Source organism: Streptomyces sp. NPDC059142, assembly GCF_042755665.1.
Taxonomy (GTDB): domain Bacteria; phylum Actinomycetota; class Actinomycetes; order Streptomycetales; family Streptomycetaceae; genus Streptomyces.
Window position 1 is genome coordinate 29,653 of sequence record NZ_JBHZDA010000023.1, and the last position, 24,264, is coordinate 53,916.

Genomic DNA, 24,264 nt, shown 5'->3' on the forward strand with positions numbered 1-24,264 from the left:
TGGGGGGGGCTCGCGCCCCCCGCCCCGCCCACAACCCCCCCGCTGGGGGCGGCCCCCCCCCCCACCCCCTAATTACCCGCGATGGCGCTGGCCTGCGACCCCCGCCTGATCGTCGCGGACGAGCCGACCACGGCGCTCGACGTGATGATCCAGGCACAGATCCTGCGCCTGATCGAACACCTGGTCGCCGAGCAGAACATCAGCCTGCTGATGATCAGTCACGACCTGGCCGTGCTGGCGGACACCTGCGACCGGCTCGCCGTGATGTACGCGGGCCGCATCGTCGAGGAAGGCCCCGCACGGGGCGTGTACGACGCGGCGGAGCATCCGTACGGCCGCGCCCTCTCGGCCGCCTTCCCCCGGATCGGGGACCTCGCGTCGCGCCGTGCGCCGCGCGGGCTGCCCGGCGACCCCCCGGACCCGGCGGCGCTGCCTTCCGGCTGTACGTTCCATCCGCGCTGCCCCGTCGCGCTGGACTCCTGCGCCCACGACGACCAGGAGCTGCGCGACGTGGGCCCCGGGCGACGCGCGGCGTGCGTACGCGCGGGCACACCGATCGCGGCCGGCACGGCAGGGCCGACGGGGCCGACGTCCGGCACGGCAGGGCCGACGGGCGCCGTGGAGCCGTCGTCGTGACGGCGGGCACCGTACGGCGCGCCGAGCCTCGGCGCTGTACACGGTCGACGTTGCCGACGCCGCGCGGACGGGACCGGGACCGGGCGACGGTAAGCGTCGCGCCGTACGCCGCCCCGTGGGACGCGTGGTACGCCCCGTACGGCGCGCTGCACGTCGCCCCGTACCGCGCGGCGTACGGGGCGAGTTCGGGGGCACCTACGGAGCGCGTACCACCGCGGCGTACGGCGCGTGGCGGAACGTCTCTGCGTCGCACCGTCCGAACGCCCCGTCGAGCACCATCCCCTTCATACGCGCCATGCGCCGCGCACCACCACCGTACGGTCCGGCGACGCGGCCGCGTGGTCCGTGCGGCCTCCGGACGGCCATTCCCCAGGAGCCAGCCATGACGACCTCCCCCGCGCCCTCCGCGCCTCCCGTGCCGGCGCCGCTGCTCTCCGCCGCCGGGCTGAGCGTGACCTTCCAGGGGCGGCGTGGCGCCGCCCTCGCGCGCGCCGTCGACGGGGTCGACCTCGACATCGCCCCCGGGGAGATCGTCGCGTTGGTGGGCGAGTCCGGCTGCGGGAAGACGACCCTGGCGCGTTCGCTGCTGGGTCTGGTGCCGCCCACGGCGGGCGGCGTCACTTTCGCCGGGGAACCGCTGGGGTACGGTTCGCGCGCCCTCAAGGCGTACCGCAAGCGGGTCCAGCTCGTGCTCCAGGACCCGAGCGGTTCGCTCAACCCGCGCCACACCGTGTACGACGCGGTCGCGGAGGGCCTACGGATCCACGGCCACCCGGGCGACGAGCGCGCCGCCGTCGCGGAGGCGCTGTCCCGTGCGGGGCTTCGGCCACCCGAGCGCTTCTTCCTGCGCTACCCGCACGAGCTGTCGGGAGGGCAGCGCCAGCGTGTCGTCATCGCGGGCGCGCTGGTCCTGAAGCCCGAGCTGATCGTCGCGGACGAACCGGTGGCGTCCCTGGACGCCTCCGTACGGGGCGAGATCCTGGCACTGCTGCTTTCATTGCGCGACGAACTCGGGCTTTCCGCGCTGGTCGTGACGCACGATCTGGGGCTCGCCTGGAACATCGCGGACCGGGTGGCCGTGATGTATCTCGGCCGGATCGTGGAGACGGGCCCCGTGGAGGACGTCCTGACGGCGCCTCAGCACCCGTACACGCAGGCGCTGCTCTCGGTGCTGCCCGAGTCGGACGGCGCACCCGTCGTCCTCACGGGCGAGCCGCCGGACCCGTCCCGGATCCCGGAGGGCTGCCGTTTCCACGCACGGTGCCAGGTGCTCGCGTCGGGCGCGGCGGAGCGTGCGGGGGTCGCGGAGCGCTGCCGTACGACGCCGCTGCCGGTGCTGACGGGCGGTTCCGGGGCGCAGGTGGCCTGCCACGTCGCGACGGCGGGGCGGGCAGCGGACTGACGGGCCCCGCCAGGCCCCACGGGGCCCGTACGGGGCGCGTCACTGTGGGCCGTACGGGGCGGTGTCACGCGCCGCACGGGGCCCGCGGACGGCTCCGTACCGCCGGGCCGGGCCGGGACGGGCTCCGCCCCCGCCGGGCCCTACGACGCGTCGTACGCCTCCGTCAGGGCCCGCGCGCGCTTCACGTCGTCGCCCATGGCGTCGAGCAGCGCCTCGATGGACTCGAACTTCTGCATGCCGCGTACGTAGGACAGGAAGTCGACCTCGACATGGAGCCCGTACAGGTCCAGCCCCACCCGGTCGATGGCGTACGCCTCGACGCTCCGTTCGACGCCCTCGAACTGCGGGTTCGTGCCCACCGAGATCGCCGCGGGCATCCGCTCGCCGTCGGCCGTGAGCCAGCCCGCGTAGACGCCGTCGGCGGGGATCGCCGTGTGCGGCAGGGTCTCCACGTTGGCCGTAGGAAAGCCGAGTTCGCGACCGCGCTGCGCGCCGCGCACCACCACGCCCTCGACACGGTGCGGCCGGCCCAGGATCTCCGCCGCGCCCTCGACGTCGCCCTCGGCGACGAGACGGCGCGTCAGGGTGGAGGAGAAGGGTTCGCCGCCGCCCGCCGCACCGCTCACGTACAGGTCGACGACCTCGACCTCATAGTCGTACGAAGCACCCAGGTCGGCGAGGACGGTGACGTTGCCCGCCGCCTTGTGGCCGAAGCGGAAGTTCGGCCCCTCGATGACGGCGCGGGCGTGCAACTTGTCGACGAGCACCTTCACGATGAAGTCGGCGGGCGAGAGCTTCGAGAACTCCAGCGTGAACGGCAGGATCAACAGCGCGTCCACGCCCAGCTCCGCCATCAGCTCCGCGCGCCGGTGGTGCGGGGCGAGCAGCGGTGGGTGGCTGCCGGGGCGCACGACCTCGCTGGGGTGCGGGTCGAAGGTCACCACGACCGACCGTACGCCCAGCTCACGCGCCCGCTCGACGGCCCGGCCGATGATGAGCTGGTGCCCGCGGTGCACGCCGTCGTAGGAGCCGATGGTGACGACGCTGCGCCCCCAGTCCCGGGGGATGTCCTCCAAGCCACGCCAGCGCTGCACTGAGACCGCTCCTCGCCCGAACCCATGTACGTCATTTCCAGTTACGCAATGCTAAGACTGCCATGCCCCGCGCTCGCGGCCCCCAATGCCCCCGCGGTGCACCCCGCACGCCCCGGTGAAGAGACGAAGGGGGCGCCCCGGTGGGACAGAGATCCGTCTCGGAGGGGGCCGTGGGGCGGACGGGCGAGCCGGTCCGCCTCACGGCGCGGGTCCACCGGGCAGAGGCACCGGGTGGAGACCGCCGGGTCAGCCGAAGACGGCGAGGCTCTTCGCCTTGCCGTGCTGCTCCTCCACGAGCGCCAGGAAGCGGCCCTTCGGGTCGAAGACGGCCACCGGCCCCGTACCGTACGCGGGCATGTCGAGCCGTACGCCGTTGAGCAGGAGCCCCGCGCGCCTCTCGTCCACGTCCCAGCGCGCGAACGCCGCGGCGGCGGCCTCGGCGACGGGCATGACGGTCAGCTCCTCCTGGAGCTGGTCGAGGGTGCGCGCACCGTCCAGCGCGTACGGGCCCACCCGGGTCCGGCGCAGCGCCGTGAGGTGGCCGCCCACCCCGAGCCCGGCGCCGAGGTCGCGGGCGAGGGCGCGGATGTACGTGCCCGAGGAGCAGACGACGGAGACGACCAGGTCGAGGACCGGAGTGCCGTCTTCCGCGACCGCCTCGCGGACGTCGTAGAGCCGGAAGGAGGAGACGGTCACCGGCCGGGCCGGGATCTCGAACTCCTCGCCGCCGCGGACCCGTGCGTACGACCGCTTGCCGTCGATCTTGATGGCGCTGACCTTGGACGGCACCTGCATGATCGCGCCGGTGAGGGCGGCGATCCCGGCGTCGATGGCCTCGCGCTTCACGGCGGAGGCGTCGGTGGCGGAGGTGATCTCCCCCTCCGCGTCGTCCGTGACGGTGTCCTGGCCGAGCCGGATCGTACCGAGGTACTCCTTCTCGGTCAGCGCGAGGTGGCCGAGGAGCTTCGTGGCGCGCTCCACGCCGAGGACGAGGACGCCGGTCGCCATCGGGTCGAGGGTGCCGGCGTGGCCGACCCGCCTCGTCCTGGCGATGCCGCGCATCTTGGCGACGACGTCGTGCGAAGTGAAGCCCGACGGCTTGTCCACGATGATCAGGCCGTCGGGCGTCTTGGTCTGCTGAGTCATTCCGCGGCGGCGCCGTTCGTGTCGCCGCCCGCGTCGCGGTTCGTACTCCCGCCCGTACTGCCGCTCGTACCGCCGTCCACGTCGCTTCCGGACTCGCCCTCGGCTTCGGCCTCGTCGTCGGCGTCGGCCTTGCGGTACGGGTCGGCCCCGGCCGCGTAGGTCTTGCCGGTCGACACGTTCCGTACCTCGGCGTCCTTGGCACGCGCCTTGTCGAGGAGGTCCTCGATGGTGCGCGCGTTGTCCGGGAGGGCGTCGGGGACGAACGCCAGCGTCGGGGTGAAGCGGACGCCGGTCTGACGGCCCACCTCGGAGCGGAGGACGCCCTTGGCGCTCTCCAGCGCCGCAGCGGAAGCCGCGCGCTCCTCGTCGTCGCCGTAGACCGTGTAGAAGACCGTGGCCTCCCGCAGGTCTCCGGTGACGCGGGCGTCCGTGATCGTCACGAAGCCGAGTCGCGGGTCCTTGATACGCCGGTCCAGGGTCTCCGCGACCACGACCTGGATGCGATCGGCCAGCTTGCGGGCCCGCGCGTTGTCGGTCACCGGTCCGTCACTCTTCCTTCTGGGATTCTTGCTGGTTCTCTAGCTGGTGTTCTGGGGTGTTCCGAGGCGCTCTTTCGAGCAGGTGCTCTTCTGAGCTGTGTTCTTTTGAGCTCTGTTCTTCTGAGCTGTGTTTTCGAGCTGTGTTCATTCCGGCCGGTCCCCCGGCTGGTTCTCCTGCTGCTCCGTCCGGCCGGGTCCCGCTGGCGGGCCCGCGCCGTGCGGCGCACCGTACGCGGCGTACGGGGCGATCCGTACGGTTCACTCCTCGTCGTCGCCGTGGAGCCGGCGCCGTACCGACAGCAGCTCCACCTCGGGACGGTTGGCGACCATCCGTTCGCACCGGTCGAGCACATCGGTGAGATGTCCCCAGTCGCCGGAGACCACCGCCAGGCCGATCTCGGCCCTGCGATGGAGATCCTGGTCGCCGGTCTCCGCCACGCTGACCGCGAATTTCCGCTGCAGCTCGGCGACGATCGGCCGGACGACGGAGCGTTTCTCCTTCAACGACCGTACGTCGCCGAGAAGCAGATCGAAGGACAGTGTCCCCACATACATGTATGTCCGGATGTCCCGCCGGTACGGGTTCGGAGGCCCCGCCGGCACTTGGCAGGGACACAAGAACCGTACACGGAACGGCCGGGGCCGATCGACGGAAATACGTCCCGTCGACCGGCCCCGGACCGGCAGCCACGCGTCAGCCGCGCGGCTTCTCCCGCATCTCGTACGTCGCGATGACGTCGTCGATCTTGATGTCGTTGAAGTTTCCGAGGTTGATACCGCCCTCGAAGCCTTCGCGGATCTCGGTGACATCGTCCTTGAAGCGGCGCAGACCCTGGATGTTGAGGTCCTCCGCGATGACCTTGCCGTCGCGGATGAGCCGGGCCTTGGTGTTGCGCTTGACCTCGCCGGAGCGGATGAGAACACCCGCGATGTTGCCCAGCTTGGACGAGCGGAAGATCTCGCGGATCTCCGCCGTGCCCAGCTCGACCTCTTCGTACTCCGGCTTGAGCATGCCCTTGAGGGCCGCTTCGATCTCTTCGATCGCCTGGTAGATGACCGAGTAGTACCGGACGTCCACGCCTTCGCGGTCGGCCATCTGCGCGGCACGCCCCGCGGCGCGCACGTTGAAGCCGATCACGATGGCGTCGGAGCCCATGGCCAGGTCGATGTCCGACTCCGTGACCGCACCCACACCGCGGTGCAGGACGCGGATGTCGACCTCTTCGCCGACGTCGAGCTGGAGCAGCGAGGACTCGAGGGCCTCCACCGAACCGGACGCGTCGCCCTTGATGATGAGGTTGAGTTCCTGCACCAGACCGGCCTTGAGGGCCTCGTCCAGGTTCTCCAGGGAGAACCGGACACCCCTGCGGGCGAAGGCCGCGTTCCGCTCACGGGCGGCGCGCTTCTCCGCGATCTGCCGGGCGGTGCGGTCCTCGTCGACGACGAGGAAGTTGTCGCCGGCGCCGGGGACGTTGGTGAGACCCAGGACCAGGACGGGCGTCGAAGGCGTCGCCACGTCGACGTTGTTGCCGTTGTCGTCGAGCATCGCCCGGACACGGCCGTACGCGTCACCGGCGACCATCGTGTCACCGACGCGCAGCGTGCCGCGCTGGACGAGCACGGTGGCGACGGCGCCGCGACCGCGGTCGAGGTGAGCCTCGATGGCGATACCCTGCGCGTCCTGCTCCGGGTTGGCCCGCAGGTCGAGCGAGGCGTCCGCGGTGAGGACCACGGCCTCCAGCAGGCTGTCGATGTGCAGACCCTGCTTGGCGGAGATGTCGACGAACATGGTGTCGCCGCCGTACTCCTCGGCCACCAGACCGAACTCGGTGAGCTGACCGCGCACCTTGGTCGGGTCGGCGCCCTCGACGTCGATCTTGTTGACCGCGACCACGATCGGCACGTCGGCCGCCTTGGCGTGGTTCAGCGCCTCGATCGTCTGGGGCATCACACCGTCGTTGGCCGCGACCACGAGGATCGCGATGTCGGTGGACTTCGCACCACGGGCACGCATGGCGGTGAACGCCTCGTGACCCGGGGTGTCGATGAAGGTGATCTTGCGCTCTTCACCGTTGACGTCCGTGGCGACCTGGTACGCACCGATGTGCTGCGTGATCCCGCCGGCCTCGCCCGCGACGACGTTCGTCTTGCGGATCGCGTCGAGCAGCCGGGTCTTACCGTGGTCGACGTGACCCATGACGGTGACGACCGGCGGACGGGACACGAGCGCTTCCTCGCCGCCCTCGTCCTCGCCGAACTCGATGTCGAAGGACTCGAGCAGCTCGCGGTCCTCCTCCTCGGGGCTGACGATCTCGATCACGTAGTTCATCTCGCCGGCGAGGACCTGAAGGGTCTCGTCGGAGACGGACTGCGTGGCCGTGACCATCTCGCCGAGGTTCATCATCACGGCGACGAGCGACGCCGGGTTGGCGTTGATCTTCTCCGCGAAGTCGGTGAGCGACGCACCGCGCGAGAGCCGGACCGTCTGGCCCTGGCCCTGCGGCAGCATCACGCCGCCTACCGACGGGGCCTGCATGGCCTCGTACTCCTGGCGCCTCTGCCGCTTCGACTTACGGCCACGACGGGCGGGCCCGCCGGGACGGCCGAACGCGCCCTGTGTGCCACCACGGCCGCCGGGACCACCCGGACGTCCGCCGAAGCCGGGACGGCCACCGCCGCCACCGAAGCCACCGCCACCGGGACGACCCGGGGCACCGCCGCCGCCACCGGGACGACCGGCGAAACCGCCACCGCCGCCACCGGGACGACCGGCGAAGCCGCCACCGCCACCGGGACGACCGCCACCGCCGCCACCCGGGCGACCGGGGCCGCCGGGACCGCGGCCACCGCCGGGGCCACCACCGGGACGCGGGCCGGCAGCGGGACGCTGCGGCATCATGCCCGGGTTCGGACGGTTACCACCGGGGCCACCGCCGGGACCCGCGGCGCGCGGGGCCTGCGGACGCGGCATACCGCCCGGGGTCGGACGGCCACCGGTCTGTCCACCGGGGCCGGCCTGCGGACGGGGACCGCCCTGACCGGCGCCCTGGGGGCGCGGACCACCGGGGGCACCGGGGCCACCGGGACGCGGGGCGCCGCCGGGACGGGGCGCCTGCGGGCGCGCCATGCCGGTGGAACCGCCGGACGTGAAGGGGTTGTTGCCCGGACGCGGGCCCGCGGGACGGGCGCCGGGACGCGGGGCCTGGCCGGGACGCGCGCCGCCGGGGCGACCGCCCTGGCGCTGCTCGCCGCGCTGGTCACCCTGTCGGTCACCCTGGCGCTGGTCTCCCTGACCGCCCGCGGGGCGGTTGGAGGGACGCGGGCCGGGCGTGGCACCGGGCCGGGGACCGGCGGCCGGGGCCGACGGGGGCGCGGTGAACTCCGGAGCCGCCGGGGCGGCGGGCGCCGGGCGGGCCGGGGGCCGCGGGGCGGCCGGAGCCGGACGCGGGCCGGGGCTCGGCGCGGGAGAGGGGGTGCTGCTCCTGGGGGCCTCGGCGGCGGCCGGCTTGGGGGCCGGGGCACCGGGCTTGGGGGCAGCGGGACGTGCCGCCTGGGCCGGGGAGGCCGGAGACGGGGGGGTGGGCCTTGCGGGGGTCGCCTTGCGGGGCGCCCCGGGCTTGGCAGCGGACTTGCCGGCGTTGCCACCGGGCCCCTGCAAAGCGTCAGTCAATTTGCGCACGACCGGCGCCTCGATCGTCGAGGACGCCGAACGGACGAATTCACCGAGTTCTTGGAGCTTGGCCATGACGACCTTGCTCTCCACACCGAACTCCTTGGCGAGTTCGTATACCCGGACCTTAGCCACTTCGCTCCTTTTAGGTCCGGGTTACCGCCGGACCGTCGCTACTTCATGGGCGTACTCATCGCGTACTCATCGAGTGCTCATCGCAATCTCGACCTACTTCCAACTCGCGAGGTACCTGAACCGCACGGGGTCCCGTGCCGTACTTCTTCTTACAGTCCCGACCGCTCGACCGGTGCCGACCGTTCGACGAACCGGCGCAGTTCCGTGCTGTCGAGCGGTCCCTGGACCTTGAAGGCCCTGGAGAACGCCCGGCGGCGGATCGCCAGGTCGAGACAGATCAAGGCGGGATGCGTGTACGCACCCCGGCCGGGCAGCGTACCGCGTTGATCGGGAACACATTGTTCACCCATCGCCACGATGCGCAGCAGATCGCTCTTGGCCGCTCGCTCCCGACAGCCCACGCAGGTTCGCTCAGGGCAGGCTCGGTTGCTCGTCCGGCCAGACACGTTCAAGTCTACCTCCCCGCGCCGACCTCACCCCTTTGGGGCAACGTTCGAACGCTCACGTACACAAAAGGGCGTGACGGTGTACGGCGGGATCGCACCGCCGTACACCCGGAAGATCACACCCAGATCGTTACCGACGGGTATCAGCCGCGCTCGCGATCCCTGCTCCGGTCGCCGCCGCGCGCCGCGCCGCGGTCTGCGCCCCGCTCCGCGCCGCGTTCCCCGTCACGGGGCCGGTCGTCGCCGCGAGCGGCACGGGGGCGGTCGTCGCCGCGGTCGCCGCCGTTGTCGTCCGGCTGCTCCGTGTCGGGGCGGATGTCGATGCGCCAGCCGGTGAGCCGCGCGGCGAGCCGGGCGTTCTGGCCTTCCTTGCCGATGGCCAGCGAGAGCTGGTAGTCCGGCACGGTCACGCGTGCGGACCTGGCGCCCAGGTCCACGACCTCGACCTTGCTGACCCGGGCGGGCGACAGCGCGTTGGCCACCATCTCGGCCGGGTCGTCCGACCAGTCGACGATGTCGATCTTCTCGCCGAGCAGCTCGGCCATGACATTGCGCACGCGGGCACCCATGGGGCCGATGCAGGCGCCCTTGGCATTGAGACCGGAACGTGTCGAACGCACGGCGATCTTGGTGCGGTGGCCGGCCTCGCGGGCGATCGCCGTGATCTCCACGGAACCGTCCGCGATCTCCGGGACCTCCAGCGCGAAGAGCTTCTTGACCAGGTTGGGGTGGGTACGGGAGAGGGTCACCGAGGGGCCCCGTACGCCGCGGGCCACGCGGACCACGTACGTACGCAGCCGCAGCCCGTGCGTGTACTCCTCGCCCGGCACCTGCTCCTGCACCGGGAGGATGGCCTCCAGCTTGTCGTCCAGCTTCACCAGGACGTTCTTGGGGTCCTTGCCCTGCTGCACCATGCCGGCGACGACATCGCCCTCACGGCGCGCGTACTCGCCGAAGGTGACGTCGTTCTCGGCGTCGCGCAGCCGCTGCTGGATGACCTGGCGCGCGGTGGTGGCGGCGATCCGGCCGAAGTCCGACGGCGTGTCGTCGAACTCCTTGGGCTCCTGGCCCTCCTCCAGATCGGCCGGGTCCTCCTTGGCCCAGACCGTGACGTGGCCGGTCTCGCGGCTGAGGACGACGCGGGCACGCCGGTGGCTGCCGTCGGTGCGGTGGTAGGCGATGAGGAGGGCGGATTCGATCGCCTCGACCAGCAGATCGAAGGGGATCTCCTTCTCTTGTGCCAAGCCCTTCAGGAGCTTCACATCGATGTCCACGGCTACGCCTCCTCTTCCTTCTTGTCCTTGCGGTTGAACTCGATCTCGACGCGCGCCTTGGCGATCTGTGCGAACTCGACGCGGCGGGCGGTGGGCTTGCGCCCCTTCACACCCGGCACTTCGAGGTCGAGTCCCCCGTCGTCCACGGCGAGGATGCGCGCGACCAGTTCGCCGCCCTCGTGGAGCTGGATCCGGGCCAGCCGGCCGACGGCGCGCAGATAGTGGCGCTGCTCGGTCAACGGGCGTTCCGCCCCGGGGGAGGTGACTTCGAGCTGGTATTCGTCCTCGCCCATCTCGTCCGTCTCATCGAGTTTCTCGGAGATGGAGCGGCTCAGCTCGGCGCACTCGTCGAGGTCCACGCCCTCGTCGGAGTCGACCACGATTCTCAGCACACGACGCCGGCCGGCCCGGGACACCTCGATCTCTTCCAGATCCAGGTCCTTGGCGCTGACGAGCGGTTCCAGCAGTCCGCGCAGCCTTTCGCTCTGGGTGGTGCTCATCCGGGTGACTCCTCGGCCGCGTGTGCTGTTGTGGGATCGTCGCGTGTCAGATCAGTCGTGTGTCGGATCAAAGGGTATCCGGTCCGAAGGGGTGTTGCCGTCCACCCGAGGGTGACCCGCGGGTACGCTCGCCAGCGTTGATCATGGAGATCTTCACGAGCCCGAGGAGAGACGCGTGGGGCGCACGGGGACGACACGGAGGCATGCCCTCTTGGCCGCGGGCGCCGCGACGGCCGGTCTGCTGACCGCCGCGTGCTCCTCGTCGGACCCGGCCGACGGACAGGTGTCCGGAGGGCCGAACGGCGCCGCGGCGCGTGCGGCGCGCGCGGAGAAGGCGCTGCGGCGGCGGTCGGCGGAGACCAACCGGGCGCTGCTCGCGCGGTACGACGCGGTACGGAAGCGCCATCCGGGGCAGGAGGCGCGGCTGGCCCCGCTGCGCGCCGCGGTGGCGCGACAGATCAGCGTGTTGACGCCGGAGGCCCGCGAGGAAGAGGCCCCGAAGGCGTCGGACGCGCCGTACGGCGCGGAGGACGGCGCGTCGGGTCGCGCCACGAGTGGCGCGGCGGGAGACGGTGCGGGCGGCGCGGACGGCGCGCCGAGTGGGGCGACGCATGGCGTGGTGGGCGGCGCGGCGCGTGCTGCGGAAAAACCTTCCGCCACGTCCACCTCATCCGACTCGCCCGGCTCATCGGACAGGACCGGCGCACCAGGTTCATCCGCCACTCCTGCCTCCCCCACCGCCCCCGACGCGACGGTCGCCGCCGTCCCCCGGGTACCGGCCGATCCCGCCGCGGCGCTCAAGGAGTTGGCCGCCGCGGAGCGCCGTACGTGCGACGCGCACACCGCCGCTCTCATGGAGGCGCCCCCGGAACTCGCCCGGCTGCTGGCCTCCCTCGCCGCGGCGAGCGCGGGCCACGCCTATCTGCTGACGGAAGGAGCCCGCCCGTGACCACCCGTGCGCTGGAGGCCGCGCAGGCCGCACTCGCCGCAGAGCACGCCGCCGTGTACGGGTACGGGGTCGTCGGCGGACGTGTCGACCGCGCGCGCCGTGCCGAGGCGACCGCCGCGTACACCGCGCACCGTTCCCGGCGTGACGCGCTGGCGCGCACCGTTCGCGACATGGGCGGCAGGCCCGCCGTCGCGGCGGCCGCGTACGCACTGCCCTTCGAGGTGCCGGACGGCGCCGCGGCCGAACGGCTCGCCGCCGAGCTGGAGGACCGCGTCGCGGGCGTCTACTCGGATCTCGTGAGGGCCTCGGAGGGGCCCCTGCGGCGCGAGGCGGCGGGGGCGCTACGCGAGGCGGCGGTACGTGCCGTGCGCTGGCGCGGGAGCGGCGTAGCCTTTCCTGGGCTCGCCGAGAGAGCGTGAGCCCTGCACGTCCCCCATGGCTCCGAAAGGGATCTCCGCGCGTATGGGTTTCGAACCGCCGCAGCGTCTGGTGCGCACGCTCGGCGAGCTGACCGGGGACACCGCCGCGGCCGCATGGCTCGGACGGCTTCCCGCGCTCGCCGCGGAGGCCGTGGCGCGGCGGGGCCTGGAGGTGGAACGGGTGGTCGCGCCGGGCGGCGGGAGCGGCCTGGTGCTGCTCGTACGGCGGTCCGACGGCTCCCCCGCCGCACTCAAGCTCGCGCCGCCCTTCGCGGCCCCCGCACTGGAACGGGCCGCGCTGGCGCACTGGCAGGGGTGGGGAGCTGCCCGGCTCCTCGACGCCCCGGACGCCGTGCCGTACGACGCGCCGGGCGCCGCACGGGGCGCTGAGGAGGGTGGCCTGGAGGGCGCCGTCCGGCGCGGTGCGGAAGGCACCGTACGGGGCGGCGTAGAAGGCGCCGTACGGGGCGATGGAGAGGACGACGGGGGCGCCGCAGTCGGGGCTGAGGACGGGGCACTGCTCCTGGAGCGTCTGCACCCCGAGATGTCGCTGCGCTCCCTGCCGGAGGCCAAGGCGTTGCTCGAAGCGGCGGGGACGGTGCGCCGGCTGTGGATCGAGCCTCCTGCGGGCCACGGCTTCGGGACGGTGGCCGAGCGGACCGGCGCCGAGGCGGAGCGGCTGCGCGTGTCGTCCGACGAGAGCCTCGCGCCGCTCGTCACCGCCGCGCTGGCCGCGCGCGACGAACTGTGCGCTGCCCCGCCCGAGGAACTGCTGCTGCACGGGGCGTTCCGGCAGGGCAAGGTGCTGGCGGGCGACCGCACGCCCTGGCTGGCGGTGGGTCCCGAGCCCGTCGTCGGCGAGCGCGCCTACGATCTGGCGCGGCTGGCCCGTGACCGCGTGGAGGACCTGGTGGCGGCCTCGTCAGGCGCCTCGTCGGCGCGCCGCCGTGTCAACCGGCTGGCCGACTCGCTGGACCTGGACCGCGAGCGGCTGCGCGGCTGGACGCTCTTCCGCGCCGTCGAGTCGGGCGCGCGCGCCTTGGCCGCCGGCCGCCGCCAGAGCGCGGAGTCGCTGCTGGAGTTCGCGGGCTGGCTCTGAGGCCCCGTGGGCGCCGGAGCGGGGGCTGCGGGGCGGATGGGACGGGGGATTGGACGGGCCGGTGCTTACGGAGCGGGTGCGACGCCGCCACCGCGCGGCGTACGCACCGTACGGGGCGGGGCCAGGCACAGGCCCGCCCTATAGCGGCACGTAGTACATGAGCGCATGGCCCCGCCTCGCGCCGCCCCGTACCCGGCGACTTTCCGCCCCACACCGCCCCGAACGCAGCCGTGCCGCGCGCCGTACGGGGCGGAAAGTGGGCCCCGTACGGCACGCGTCAAGCGGTGAGGGTCGGTTCTCAGGCCGTCAGACGGGCGATCGCCTCCGCGACCGTGAGCTCCTCGCGCTCCCCCGTACGGCGGTCCTTCAGCTCCACGACGCCCTCCGCGGAGCGGCGGCCCGCCACCAGAATGTGCGGGACTCCGATCAGCTCGGCGTCGGTGAACTTCACGCCCGGGGAGACCCCGGGCCGCTCGTCCACCAGCACGCGCAGTCCGGCCGCCGCAAGCTGCTCGGAGACGTCCAGCGCCAGCTCCGTCTGGAGCGCCTTGCCCGCCGCCACGACGTGGACGTCGGCCGGGGCGATCTCCCGGGACCAGCACAGGCCCTTCTCGTCGGCGGTCTGCTCCGCCAGGGCGGCCACGGCGCGCGACACGCCGATGCCGTACGAGCCCATGGTCACCCGCACCGGCTTGCCCTGCTGGCCCAGCACGTCGAGCTGGAAGGTGTCGGCGTACTTGCGGCCGAGCTGGAAGATGTGGCCGATCTCGATCGCACGGTCCAGCTTGAGGCCGGAGCCGCAGGAGGGGCAGGGGTCGCCCTCCTCGACGACGACGACATCCAGGTAGTCGTCGACCTCGAAGTCGCGGCCCGCGACGACGTTGCGCGCGTGGGTGTCGGGCTTGTTGGCTCCGGTGACCCACGCCGTGCCGGCCGCGACGCGCGGGTCGGCGATGTAGCGGATCTTGAGGCCCTGGGGGCCCACGTAGCCGCGTACGAGCTCGGGACGGTCCACGAAGTCCTCGGCCGTCACCAGCTCCACGACGGCGGGCGCCAGGTGCTCCCCGAGCTTGCCGAGGTCCACCTCGCGGTCGCCGGGGACGCCGACCGCGGTGATCTCGCCGTCGACCTTGACCAGCAGGTTCTTCAGGGTGGCGGAGGCCGGCACGCCGAGGTGCGCGGCGAGCGTCTCGATGGTCGGGGTGTCAGGGGTGTCCAGTTCCTCGACGGGGCTGTGCTCCACGGGCCCAGCCGCCGGGGCGGTGAAGGTGACGGCCTCCGTGTTGGCGGCGTAGTCGCAGGCGGGGCAGTCGACGAAGGTGTCCTCGCCCGCCGCGGCGGGCGCCAGGAACTCCTCGGACGCGGAGCCGCCCATCGCGCCGGAGACCGCCGAGACGATGCGGAAGTCGAGCCCGATCCTGGCGAAGATCTTCTGGTAGGCGGCGCGGTGCAGCGCGTACGACTCGGCCAGGCCCTCGTCCGTGGTGTCGAAGGAGTACGAGTCCTTCATCTGGAACTCACGGCCCCGCAGTACGCCGGAGCGCGGACGCGCCTCGTCGCGGTACTTCGTCTGGATCTGGTAGAGCATCACCGGCAGGTCCTTGTAGGACGTGCACTGGTCCTTGACGACCTGGGTGAAGATCTCCTCGTGCGTGGGGCCCAGCAGGTAGTCCGCGCCCTTGCGGTCCTTGAGACGGAACAGCAGGTCGCCGTACTCCTCCCAGCGCCCGCTCGCCTCGTACGGCTCCCTGGGCAGCAGCGCGGGCAGCAGCACTTCCTGCGCGCCGATGGCGTCCATCTCCTCGCGGACGACGCGCGAGATGTTGTCGAGGACCCTCTTGCCGAGCGGCAGCCAGCTCCAGATGCCTGCGGACGTACGGCGGACGTACCCGGCGCGGACGAGCAGCTTGTGGCTGAGGGTCTCGGCGTCCGCCGGGTCGTCGCGCAAGGTCTTGACCATCAACCGGGACATGCGCTGGACCTGGGACATGGGGAGCACTCCTGCGTTCTGCTTCTCTCGGGTGTTGCCAGGAGGTTAGCCGGGGTCCGCCAGCGGGCGGAAATCAGTATGTGCGCCGCGCCGTGCCGCGCAGCGGGAGCGGGGCGCCCATGACGGCGTACGGCTTGGGCGCGCTGGGGAAGTGGACCCGGCGGGCGAGGTCCTCGTAACCGAGCGTCCGGTACAGCCTGCGGGCGGGGCTCTCGATGTCGATGGCGGACAGGATCGACCGCGGCTGGGCGGCGTCGTCCGTGATGGCGGTGATCAGGGTGCGGCCGATGCCGCGTGCCTGGAACTCGGGGTGCACATGGAGCTCGGTGATCACGAAGGAGTCGTCGAGCCAGCCGTCGGAGCCGCCCGCGCGCAGATAGGGCTCGACGATCGTGGACCACCAGTGGGCGCGATCGTTGGGCATGCCGTACACGAACCCGACGAGCCGCCCCGACGCGGTGGTCGCGCCGAGCGCGCGGCAGCCGCGGTGCAGCACGTGCCGGAGCACGATGTGGCGCCGTACGCCGACCTCGTCGTCACTGAGGCCGAAGGCGAGGGCCTGTACGGCGAGCGCCTCGTCGACGCGCGCGGCGAGATCGACCGGCCCTACCTGTACGTCGGGGGTACGGGGGGTGCCCCCGGGGATGCTCGGCATGGCCGAACCTTACTTTCAGAAGAGCACGCTCATGAAGGCGCCCACTTCGTGGAAGCCTACGCGCCGGTAGGCGGCTCTGGCGGGGGCGTTGTAGTCGTTCACATAGAGGCTCACTATGGGCGCGACGTCGGCGAGCGCGTACCGTACGACGGCCGCCATGCCGGACTCGGAGAGGCCCCTGCCGCGGAACTCGGGGTCCACCCACACGCCCTGGACCTGACATGCCTGCGGGGTGGCCGCGCCGATCTCGGCCTTGAAGAGGACTCTTCCGTCTTCTATGCGCGCGAACGAGCGCCCCGATCCGACCAGTTCGGCGACGCGCGCCTGGTAGAGCAGTCCGCCGTCGCCCGCGAGCGGGGAGACGCCGACCTCCTCCGTGAACATGGCCACGCAGGCGGGCATGATCACTTCGAGTTCGTCCTTGCGGATGCGGCGTACGAAGGGATCGGGCGCGACGGCGGCGGCGGGTTCCTCGGTGACCATCAGAGGCTGGTGGGCGCGGACCTCGCGGGCGGGGCCCCAGTTCGGCTCCAGGAGGCGCCACAGCTCGGCGGTGGGCCCGGCGGGGCCGACGATGGAGGAACAGCGGCGGCCGGTCCTGCGCGCGCGCTCGGCGAAGGCACGGACGGCCTCGGGGGTGGCGCAGATGGGAACGAGATTGGCCCCGGCGTAGCAGAGCGAGCGGAGCCGTCCTTCCTCGTACCAGCCCCACATCTCGCCGCCCAGGCGCCAGGGGTCGAGTCCGGCGACCTGGACGCGGGACGTGACGAATGCATTGGCGACGGGCTCGCTCTCCAGGATGGCGAGCGCGGCGCCGAGTTCACTGGGTTCGAGGACCCGGGTGGTGGTCTGCGTCAACACGAGGGGGCCTCACCATACGTATGCCGATCTCCGCACTGTACCCGGCGGCTCTGTGGCGCGCCGCTCGCATGGGCGGAGAGGCCGCGTGGGACCGCTGCCCCGCCCCGCACGCCGCGCCCTCCACCGGGCACCGTGGCGCGGCGTACGGGGCGGCACGAGGCCGCGAGGAGACCGGTGCCGGCGGACTGTACGTCGCTGTGCGCGGCTGTACGGAGCTACGGGGACGGGGCGGCGTACGGGCCGGGCCGACGCGACGTAAGAAGCGCGGTCGTCGCCGCGTACGCCGCGAACGGGGCGGGTGGAGCCGCAACCGTACGGAGCAGGTGGCGCGCGACGTACGGGGCGAGGCAGGGGGCGTACGGGGCGAGGCAGGGGGCGCCCCGTACGGAGCTGCTCACCTCAGCGCAGCGCAGCGCGGACCCGAGGGGGCGCTGACGCCCCGTACGGGCGGGACGGGGGCGCCGACGCCGCGTACGCCGCGTCCGTAACAGCGTCGGCCCCGCAGCCGACGTCCCAGGGGACGAGGGTCACGGGGCCACGGGGCCGCCCGAACATGAATCCGCGCGAGCAGCCGCGGTCTCAGCCACAGCCACAGCCCCACCGGCGCGAGAGTGACAGCGGTGGCCGCGACAAGAGCGCGCCTCAGAGGGCACGCGATCAGCTCACGGAGACCTCGGGCTCGCCCGAGGCGATGCCGTCCTTCTCCATCTGCTCGGCGATCTTCATGGCCTCGTCGATCAGGGTCTCCACGATCTTCGACTCCGGGACGGTCTTGATGACCTCGCCCTTGACGAAGATCTGCCCCTTGCCGTTGCCCGACGCCACTCCGAGATCGGCCTCACGGGCCTCACCCGGGCCGTTCACCACGCAGCCCATGACCGCCACCCGGAGCGGGACCTCCATGCCCTCAAGACCCGCGGAGACCTCGTCCGCGAGCTTGTACACGTCCACCTGTGCCCGCCCGCACGACGGGCACGACACGATCTCCAGGCGCCGCTGCCGCAGGTTCAGGGACTCCAGGATCTGGATGCCGACCTTGACCTCCTCGGCGGGAGGGGCCGACAGAGACACGCGGATCGTGTCTCCGATCCCCTCGGAGAGCAGCGCGCCGAACGCCACCGCCGACTTGATGGTGCCCTGGAACGCCGGACCGGCCTCCGTCACCCCGAGGTGCAGCGGGTAGTCGCACTGCGCGGCGAGCTGCCGGTAGGCGTTGACCATGACCACCGGGTCGTTGTGCTTCACCGAGATCTTGATGTCACGGAACCCGTGCTCCTCGAAGAGCGACGCCTCCCAGAGCGCCGACTCGACCAGTGCCTCGGGCGTGGCCTTCCCGTACTTCGCCAGCAGACGCGCGTCGAGCGACCCGGCGTTCACGCCGATACGGATCGGCGTTCCCGCGTCGCCCGCGGCCCGCGCGATCTCCCGCACCTTGTCGTCGAACTGCTTGATGTTCCCGGGATTCACCCGTACCGCCGCACATCCCGCGTCAATCGCCGCGAACACGTACTTCGGCTGGAAATGAATATCCGCGATCACCGGAATCTGTGACTTCCGCGCAATCACGGACAACGCGTCCGCGTCGTCCTGCGTCGGGCACGCCACTCGTACGATCTGGCACCCGGACGCCGTCAACTCGGCGATCTGCTGCAGCGTCGCACCGATGTCCGACGTACGCGTCGTCGTCATCGACTGCACCGACACCGGCGCGTCCCCGCCAACCGCCACCGTCCCTACCTGGATCTGACGGCTGACCCTTCGATCGGCGAGCTTCGTCGGAACGGACGGCATTCCGAGAGAAATTGCGGTCATCTGCTGAGCAACCCCAAGGTATGGATCAAGGTCCCGAGATCGGCGGGCTCCAGCACCCGAGATTACGCCACCGTGTGCCGCATGGGCACATCCTCGCGAGAAGTCCACCCAAAGGTAAGCGGCCGGACACAAATAGTGTCCGGCCGCCGCGAAACGGTTGATATCAACTGATTCTGACGGGATTGAAGACGTCCGCCACCAGGACGAGCAGCGTGAAGCAGATGAAGACCCCTGCCACGACGTAGGCGACCGGCATCAGCCTCGCCACGTCGAAGGGGCCCGGGTCGGGCCGCTTGAACAGTCGTGCGATCCGGCGCCGCACCGCCTCCCAGATCGCGCCCGCCATATGGCCGCCGTCGAGAGGCAGCAGCGGCAGCATGTTGAAGAGGAAGAGCGACAGGTTGAAGCCGGCAAGCAGGAACAGCATCATCGCGATCTGGTTCTGCGCCGGGATGTCGAGCGTGAGCACCTCGCCGCCGATGCGCGCCGCGCCGACCACGCCGACCGGCGAGTCGTCCTTGCGCGGGCCGTCCCCGAAGGCGGCGCTCCACAGGTCGGGGATCTTGGAGGGCAGCGCGATGATCGACTCGACGCCGTTCCCGATCATGTCGCCCATCCGGTCCACGGACTCGGTGAAGGTGAGCGGCAGGATCTCCGTGGACGCGGCGAATCCGAGGTAGCCGGCGGGCACGTACTTGCCCGGTACGGCCTCGCCGTTCGAGTCCTTCGCGGCCACCATGTTCTTGGCGAGCGTGGCGTGCAGGGACTGCTCCGTGCCGTCGCGCTGGACGGTGATGGTGGCGGGGCCGATCGTGCCGCGGATCAGGTTGGAGAGCGTGGCCCAGTCGTCGACGCGCTTGCCGTTGAAGGCGACGATCTTGTCGCCCTCCTTGAGACCCGCCGCCTGGGCGGGCGAGACGGGGTCGCCCTTCTCACACGAGTCCCGCTTGTCGCTCTGCGCGATCACGCACTTCTGGACGCCGGCGACCGTCGTGGTCTGCGTCTGGAATCCGAAGCCCATCGCGACGCTGATGAAGATCACGGCGGCGAGCACGAGGTTCATGAAGGGACCGGCGAACATCACGATGACGCGTTTCCACGGCGCGCGCGTGTAGAAGAGACGCTTCTCGTCACCGGGCTCGAGTTCCTCGTAAGCGGCGGAACGCGCATCCTCTATCATCGCCCGCCACGGCGACGTGGAGCGCGCCTCGATACGACCGTCGGGTCCCGGCGGGAACATTCCGATCATACGAATGTAGCCGCCCATGGGGATCGCCTTGAGGCCGTACTCCGTCTCGCCCTTCTTACGTGACCAGAGGGTCGGTCCGAAACCGACCATGTACTGGGGCACCCGGATACCGAAGAGCTTGGCCGTGGAGAGATGGCCGAGTTCGTGCCAGGCGATGGAGAAGAGCAGCCCGGCGAGGAACACCAGGATGCCGAGGACCGTCAACAGAATCGTCATGCGCGGGCCTCCGCCGGCTGTTCTTCGTTCGGGCGGCGTACGTCACGGAACGTCGCCGCTGTCTCGCGGGCCCTTGCGCGCGCCCAGGTCTCTGCTTCAAGGACGTCGGCGAGGGTGAGCGAGGTTCCCGCCGTGCCGCCCCGTCCCGATGCGCCGTCCGCTCCGGGTGCCCCGTCCGCGCGGGTACGGGGCGCGTCGCGCTCCGCCTCCGCGACGACCGCGGTGACCGTCTCCATGATGCCGTTGAACGGCAGGCGCCCCGCCAGGAAGGCGTCCACGCACTCCTCGTTCGCGGCGTTGAACACCGCCGGGGCCGTGCCTCCGAGCGTTCCCACGTGGCGGGCGAGTCCCACGGACGGGAACGCCTCACCGTCGAGTGGGAAGAACTCCCAGGTCGAAGCCTTGGTCCAGTCGAACGTCGGCGCGGCGTCGGGCACCCTCTCGGGCCAGCCGAGGCCCACGGCGATCGGTCCGCCCATATCGGGCGGGGTCGCATGGGCCAGGGTCGAACCGTCCATGAACTCCACCATCGAGTGGACGTACGACTGGGGGTGGACGACCACTTCGATGCGTTCGAAGGGGATGTCGTAGAGGAGGTGCGCCTCGATCACTTCGAGCCCCTTGTTCACGAGGGTCGCGGAGTTGACCGTGATCACCGGGCCCATGGCCCAGGTCGGGTGCGCGAGGGCGTCCTTGGGGGTGACGTTCGCCAGGTCGGCCTTCGTACGGCCCCGGAACGGGCCTCCTGAGGCCGTCACGACGAGCTTGCGCACATCGGCTCGGGTTCCGGCGGCGAGCGCCTGGAAGAGCGCGGCGTGCTCGGAGTCGACGGGGATGATCTGGCCGGGCCTGGCCACTGCCTTGACCAGAGGGCCGCCGACGATCAGCGACTCCTTGTTGGCGAGGGCGAGCGTACGGCCCGCCGTCAGCGCGGCGAGGGTGGGGGCGAGCCCGATGGAGCCGGTGATGCCGTTCAGGACGGTGTGGCACTCCGAGGCGGCGAGTTCGGTGGCGGCGTCGGGACCGGCGAGGATCTCGGGGAGCGGTTCGCCCGCCCCGTACCGCGCGCCGAGTGCCTCGCGGAGGGCGGGTACGGCGCTCTCCTGCGCGACGGCCACGGTACGGACCCGCAGCCGCCACGCCTGCTCGGCGAGGAGCGCCACGCGGCTCCCGGCGGCGGAGAGCGCGACGATACGGAAGCGGTCGGAGTTACGCAGGACCAGGTCGATGGCCTGCGTGCCGATAGATCCGGTGGAGCCGAGGACGACGATGTCACGGCGGCCTTCGATCGGATCGAAGACGATGTGCGGATCGGCGAGAGGGGCTGGGCTGTCGCTCATGCCCCCATTCTCGCCTCATCCGCGCACGCGGTGGACAGCACTCCCCTGTGGCCACCTCGCTACGCCGGTCCCATGCGCGCCGCGACCGGTCCGTACGGGGCCCCGGGGCGGTCCCGGGTCCGTCCCGCGCCGCGCCCCGTACACGGCCCTGGCCCTATACGGGCGGGCAGGGACGGAGGCGACAACGCGCGAGGCCGGCGGGGTCATCCGGCGGCGTGGAACTTCTCCCACTGCGCCCGGACGATCTCGTCGGGGACTCCCCCGATGTCCTCGCCGTCCGTGGTCTCGGCACGGAAGGAGAGGGTGCAGGCACCGATCCGTACGACGGTCAGATATTCGTAGAACTTTGCCTTTCCCTGTACGTCGAGGATCGTGAACCGGTAAGCCGCCGCCTCGTCGCCCAGGCCGGGCGCGTCGGCAGTCTCCACGGAGAGATATCTCGCCCGCACGAGGCCCCGGTCCTCCGTGAACCCGTCGGCACACTGCCGTCCCGCCGCGCGCAGCGCACCGAGCACCCCGGCCGCACCGTGGGCGGCGTACGAGCGCAGTTGGACGGCGACGGTGCTGCCGTACGTCTCCTCGGCGTCCGCGAGCCCGCGGTTCACCTCGGCCACGGGGGTGTGCGGAGTGGCTCCCCTGGCCAGGCTGACCAGCGGCTGGCAGCCCTCGGGGTCGGCGGAGTAGCGCTCACCGAGCGGCGCGCCGAGCGCGTAGACGGAGGCGATGTACGAGCCGATCCGCTCGCCGTCGGTGAAGGACGCCGCGGTGAGCCGTGCGGCGGTGGGAGGCGTGGGCACGGGGCCGAGAGCGGGTAGGGAGAACGCTGTCGCGGGCGCGGGCACCGTAGGCGTCGCGCGCGGTCCGCCCTTCTGATCGGTCTCGACTCTCCGGCCGTCCCCACCCGGCCGGTCCGCCGCGCTCGTCGCATCGCCGGGAGCGCCTCTGCCACCGCCGCCACCGTCGCTCGCGCTGCCGCTGCTTCCGCCGCCGCTCCCGCTCCGTACGTCGCTCTGCGCGCCGCCGGCGTCGCACGCCGCCGTACACGTGGCGACGAGCACGGTGCCCACCACCGCGGCCACGACGCGCCCTTGGCGCCGCCTCTTCTTCCCGCCAGGTCGATCGGCCCCGAACATTCCGCCACCCGTCCTGAGTTGAACGCGTCGTGCGCCGCGCACCGTACGTACCTGGCGGCGTCCCAAGGGCCGCATTGTGCGCCTTGGAACACATGAGGTCACGGATGGCCGGGAGCACGGCGTTGCGGAAGGGACCTTCCGTTCGGCGTCGAGCGCCGGGCCGAGATGGCGGGCTCGGCTCGTCAACCACTCCTTCCACTGCGGCCCGTTGATCCCCTCTCATTGACACACCTGCCGCGCGGCCCGATCCTGAGAGCGCTCTCAGACTCTCTGTTCCACCCCCACTGGAATACACCTCCTAAGGAGGAAGAGCGTGCCTGCGCTACCGAAGGTACTGACTTACCTGGCCACGTCCGTGGTCTTCGCGACGGCGTTCACAGCGGCCGGTCCCGCCCCCGCCGCCACGGCCGATGCGAGCGCGCCCTCGGCCCAAGCCGCGGTTCCCGAGACCATCCCGCTCACGATCAAGAACAGCTCCGCGCGCGGCGATCAGGTCTACATCTACAACATCGGGACGCAGCTCTCGACGGGCCGACAGGGCTGGGCCGACGCGAACGGTACGTTCCACCCCTGGCCCGCCGGAGGCAATCCGCCCACTCCGGCGCCGGACGCCTCGATCGCCGGGCCCGCCAACGGCCAGTCGAAGACGATCCGGATGCCGCAGTTCTCCGGTCGCGTCTATTTCTCGTACGGTCAGAAGCTCGTCTTCAAGCTGACCACCGGCGGCCTCGTACAGCCCGCCGTGCAGAACCCGTCCGACCCGAACCGCGACATCCTCTTCAACTGGACCGAGTACACGCTCAACGGCAGCGGGCTCTGGATCAACAGCACGCAGGTCGACATGTTCTCGGCTCCGTACGCCGTTGGCGTCAAACTGCCGAACGGCACGACGAAGACCACCGGCCACCTCAAGGCGGGCGGCTACAACGGCTTCTTCAGCTCTCTGCGGGCTCAGTCGGGCGGCTGGGCCAACCTGATCCAGACACGCTCCGACGGCACCGTTCTGCGCGCTCTCGCGCCCGGTCACGGCATCGGGGCGGGCACACTGCCGGCGTCCGTCATGAACGACTACATCAACCGGGTGTGGAGCAAGTACGCCTCCTCCACCCTGACGGTGACTCCGTTCACCGACCAGCCGAACACCAAGTACTTCGGCCGGGTCTCCGGCAACGTCATGAACTTCACCAACACGTCGGGCGCCGTCGTCACCTCGTTCCAGAAGCCCGACGCGGACAGCGTCTTCGGCTGCTACAAGCTCCTGGACGCCCCGAACGACGCCGTACGCGGCCCGATCTCGCGCACCCTGTGCGCGGGCTACAACCGCTCCACCCTCCTGACGAACGCCAACCAGCCCGACACCGGTGCGGCCGGCTTCTACCAGGACTCGGTGACCAACCAGTACGCCAAGAAGATCCACGAACAGATGTCGGACGGCAAGGCGTACGCCTTCGCCTTCGACGATGTCGGCAACCACGAGTCGCTGGTGACCGACAGCAACCCGCAGGAGGCGTTCATCACCCTCGATCCGTTCAACTAAGAAGCACGAGACAGACCCCGGAGCCCGGACTGTTGCCCCGCCCACACGCCGGGGGCCAGCGGGCGCGCCCCCGCCGGGCCGGGCCGGGGCCCGCACCCAGACCCCCCCCCCACGGCGGGGCCCGCACCCCCCCCCCCCCCCGGGGGCGCGACACTCCGCTGG

Annotated in this window: 20 protein-coding genes and 1 pseudogene; 6 read left to right on the forward strand and 15 right to left on the reverse strand. The window is 71.6% G+C overall.

Annotated features, from left to right (window positions below; all coding sequences use genetic code 11):
• Positions 1-78 precede the first annotated feature (78 nt).
• Both ACFXPK_RS11810 and ACFXPK_RS11815 read left to right on the forward strand, forming a co-directional pair.
• Positions 79-636 (forward strand): annotated as a pseudogene (locus ACFXPK_RS11810) (oligopeptide/dipeptide ABC transporter ATP-binding protein); the annotation flags it as partial.
• Between the two features lie 382 nt (positions 637-1,018).
• On the forward strand, positions 1,019-2,038 hold the full coding sequence (locus ACFXPK_RS11815; protein WP_385074247.1) for an ABC transporter ATP-binding protein: 1,020 nt from the start codon (positions 1,019-1,021) through the stop codon (positions 2,036-2,038).
• A gap of 140 nt (positions 2,039-2,178) precedes the next feature.
• Here ACFXPK_RS11815 and ACFXPK_RS11820 read toward each other — a convergent pair whose 3' ends face one another.
• The 8 genes from ACFXPK_RS11820 to rimP all read right to left on the reverse strand — a co-directional run bounded on the left by ACFXPK_RS11820 (position 2,179) and on the right by rimP (position 10,842).
• Positions 2,179-3,132, reverse strand: coding sequence for a bifunctional riboflavin kinase/FAD synthetase (locus ACFXPK_RS11820; RefSeq protein ID WP_385004330.1), 954 nt, complete (start codon positions 3,130-3,132; stop codon positions 2,179-2,181).
• A gap of 246 nt (positions 3,133-3,378) precedes the next feature.
• The gene (gene truB / locus ACFXPK_RS11825; RefSeq protein ID WP_385074249.1) at positions 3,379-4,278 is read right to left on the reverse strand and encodes a tRNA pseudouridine(55) synthase TruB; all 900 of its coding nucleotides are present in this window, start codon (positions 4,276-4,278) and stop codon (positions 3,379-3,381) included.
• Positions 4,275-4,817 carry a 30S ribosome-binding factor RbfA gene (gene rbfA, locus ACFXPK_RS11830; RefSeq protein WP_385074252.1) on the reverse strand — a complete coding sequence of 181 codons (543 nt, stop codon included), beginning with the start codon at positions 4,815-4,817 and terminating at the stop codon, positions 4,275-4,277. Before rbfA ends, truB begins: the two co-directional genes overlap by 4 nt.
• A 258-nt stretch (positions 4,818-5,075) precedes the next feature.
• Positions 5,076-5,372, reverse strand: coding sequence for a DUF503 domain-containing protein (locus tag ACFXPK_RS11835; RefSeq protein WP_385004324.1), 297 nt, complete (start codon positions 5,370-5,372; stop codon positions 5,076-5,078).
• Between the two features lie 139 nt (positions 5,373-5,511).
• On the reverse strand, positions 5,512-8,622 hold the full coding sequence (infB, locus tag ACFXPK_RS11840; RefSeq protein WP_385074254.1) for a translation initiation factor IF-2: 3,111 nt from the start codon (positions 8,620-8,622) through the stop codon (positions 5,512-5,514).
• A gap of 149 nt (positions 8,623-8,771) precedes the next feature.
• Positions 8,772-9,068 carry a YlxR family protein gene (locus ACFXPK_RS11845; RefSeq protein WP_385074336.1) on the reverse strand — a complete coding sequence of 99 codons (297 nt, stop codon included), beginning with the start codon at positions 9,066-9,068 and terminating at the stop codon, positions 8,772-8,774.
• 143 nt (positions 9,069-9,211) lie between these two features.
• The gene (gene nusA, locus ACFXPK_RS11850) at positions 9,212-10,342 is read right to left on the reverse strand and encodes a transcription termination factor NusA (RefSeq protein WP_385000363.1); all 1,131 of its coding nucleotides are present in this window, start codon (positions 10,340-10,342) and stop codon (positions 9,212-9,214) included.
• 2 nt (positions 10,343-10,344) lie between these two features.
• Complete coding sequence (gene rimP, locus ACFXPK_RS11855; protein WP_385000361.1) at positions 10,345-10,842, reverse strand: ribosome maturation factor RimP; 498 nt, start codon at positions 10,840-10,842, stop codon at positions 10,345-10,347.
• A 211-nt stretch (positions 10,843-11,053) separates the two neighbouring features.
• On the opposite strand from rimP, the gene ACFXPK_RS11860 reads away from it, so the two are divergent.
• The 3 genes from ACFXPK_RS11860 to ACFXPK_RS11870 are packed head-to-tail and all read left to right on the forward strand — an operon-like array spanning position 11,054 to position 13,309.
• A complete protein-coding gene (locus ACFXPK_RS11860) occupies positions 11,054-11,791 on the forward strand; it encodes a hypothetical protein (protein WP_385074257.1) in 738 nt (245 codons plus the stop codon).
• A complete protein-coding gene (locus tag ACFXPK_RS11865; RefSeq protein WP_385074260.1) occupies positions 11,788-12,210 on the forward strand; it encodes a ferritin-like domain-containing protein in 423 nt (140 codons plus the stop codon). Before ACFXPK_RS11860 ends, ACFXPK_RS11865 begins: the two co-directional genes overlap by 4 nt.
• 43 nt (positions 12,211-12,253) lie before the next feature.
• The gene (locus tag ACFXPK_RS11870; protein ID WP_385074262.1) at positions 12,254-13,309 is read left to right on the forward strand and encodes an aminoglycoside phosphotransferase family protein; all 1,056 of its coding nucleotides are present in this window, start codon (positions 12,254-12,256) and stop codon (positions 13,307-13,309) included.
• A gap of 298 nt (positions 13,310-13,607) precedes the next feature.
• Here ACFXPK_RS11870 and ACFXPK_RS11875 read toward each other — a convergent pair whose 3' ends face one another.
• From ACFXPK_RS11875 to ACFXPK_RS11905, 7 genes are all read right to left on the reverse strand, one after another.
• Positions 13,608-15,299: a proline--tRNA ligase gene (locus tag ACFXPK_RS11875; RefSeq protein ID WP_385074265.1), complete on the reverse strand. Its 1,692-nt coding sequence runs from the start codon at positions 15,297-15,299 to the stop codon at positions 13,608-13,610.
• A gap of 73 nt (positions 15,300-15,372) precedes the next feature.
• Positions 15,373-15,954, reverse strand: a complete 582-nt coding sequence (locus ACFXPK_RS11880; RefSeq protein WP_385007711.1) for a GNAT family N-acetyltransferase — start codon at positions 15,952-15,954, stop codon at positions 15,373-15,375.
• Positions 15,955-15,969: 15 nt separating this feature from the next.
• Complete coding sequence (locus ACFXPK_RS11885) at positions 15,970-16,815, reverse strand: GNAT family N-acetyltransferase (RefSeq protein WP_385007709.1); 846 nt, start codon at positions 16,813-16,815, stop codon at positions 15,970-15,972.
• 657 nt (positions 16,816-17,472) lie between these two features.
• The gene (gene ispG / locus ACFXPK_RS11890) at positions 17,473-18,627 is read right to left on the reverse strand and encodes a flavodoxin-dependent (E)-4-hydroxy-3-methylbut-2-enyl-diphosphate synthase (RefSeq protein WP_385074269.1); all 1,155 of its coding nucleotides are present in this window, start codon (positions 18,625-18,627) and stop codon (positions 17,473-17,475) included.
• 163 nt (positions 18,628-18,790) lie between these two features.
• Positions 18,791-20,092: a M50 family metallopeptidase gene (locus tag ACFXPK_RS11895; protein ID WP_385074271.1), complete on the reverse strand. Its 1,302-nt coding sequence runs from the start codon at positions 20,090-20,092 to the stop codon at positions 18,791-18,793.
• Positions 20,089-21,432: a 1-deoxy-D-xylulose-5-phosphate reductoisomerase gene (gene dxr, locus ACFXPK_RS11900; RefSeq protein ID WP_385074274.1), complete on the reverse strand. Its 1,344-nt coding sequence runs from the start codon at positions 21,430-21,432 to the stop codon at positions 20,089-20,091. Before dxr ends, ACFXPK_RS11895 begins: the two co-directional genes overlap by 4 nt.
• A 203-nt stretch (positions 21,433-21,635) precedes the next feature.
• Positions 21,636-22,511, reverse strand: a complete 876-nt coding sequence (locus tag ACFXPK_RS11905) for a hypothetical protein (RefSeq protein WP_385074277.1) — start codon at positions 22,509-22,511, stop codon at positions 21,636-21,638.
• Positions 22,512-22,878: 367 nt separating this feature from the next.
• Between ACFXPK_RS11905 and ACFXPK_RS11910 the strand changes: the two genes are divergently transcribed.
• A complete protein-coding gene (locus ACFXPK_RS11910) occupies positions 22,879-24,102 on the forward strand; it encodes a glycoside hydrolase family 64 protein (protein ID WP_385074280.1) in 1,224 nt (407 codons plus the stop codon).
• Positions 24,103-24,264: the final 162 nt, after the last annotated feature.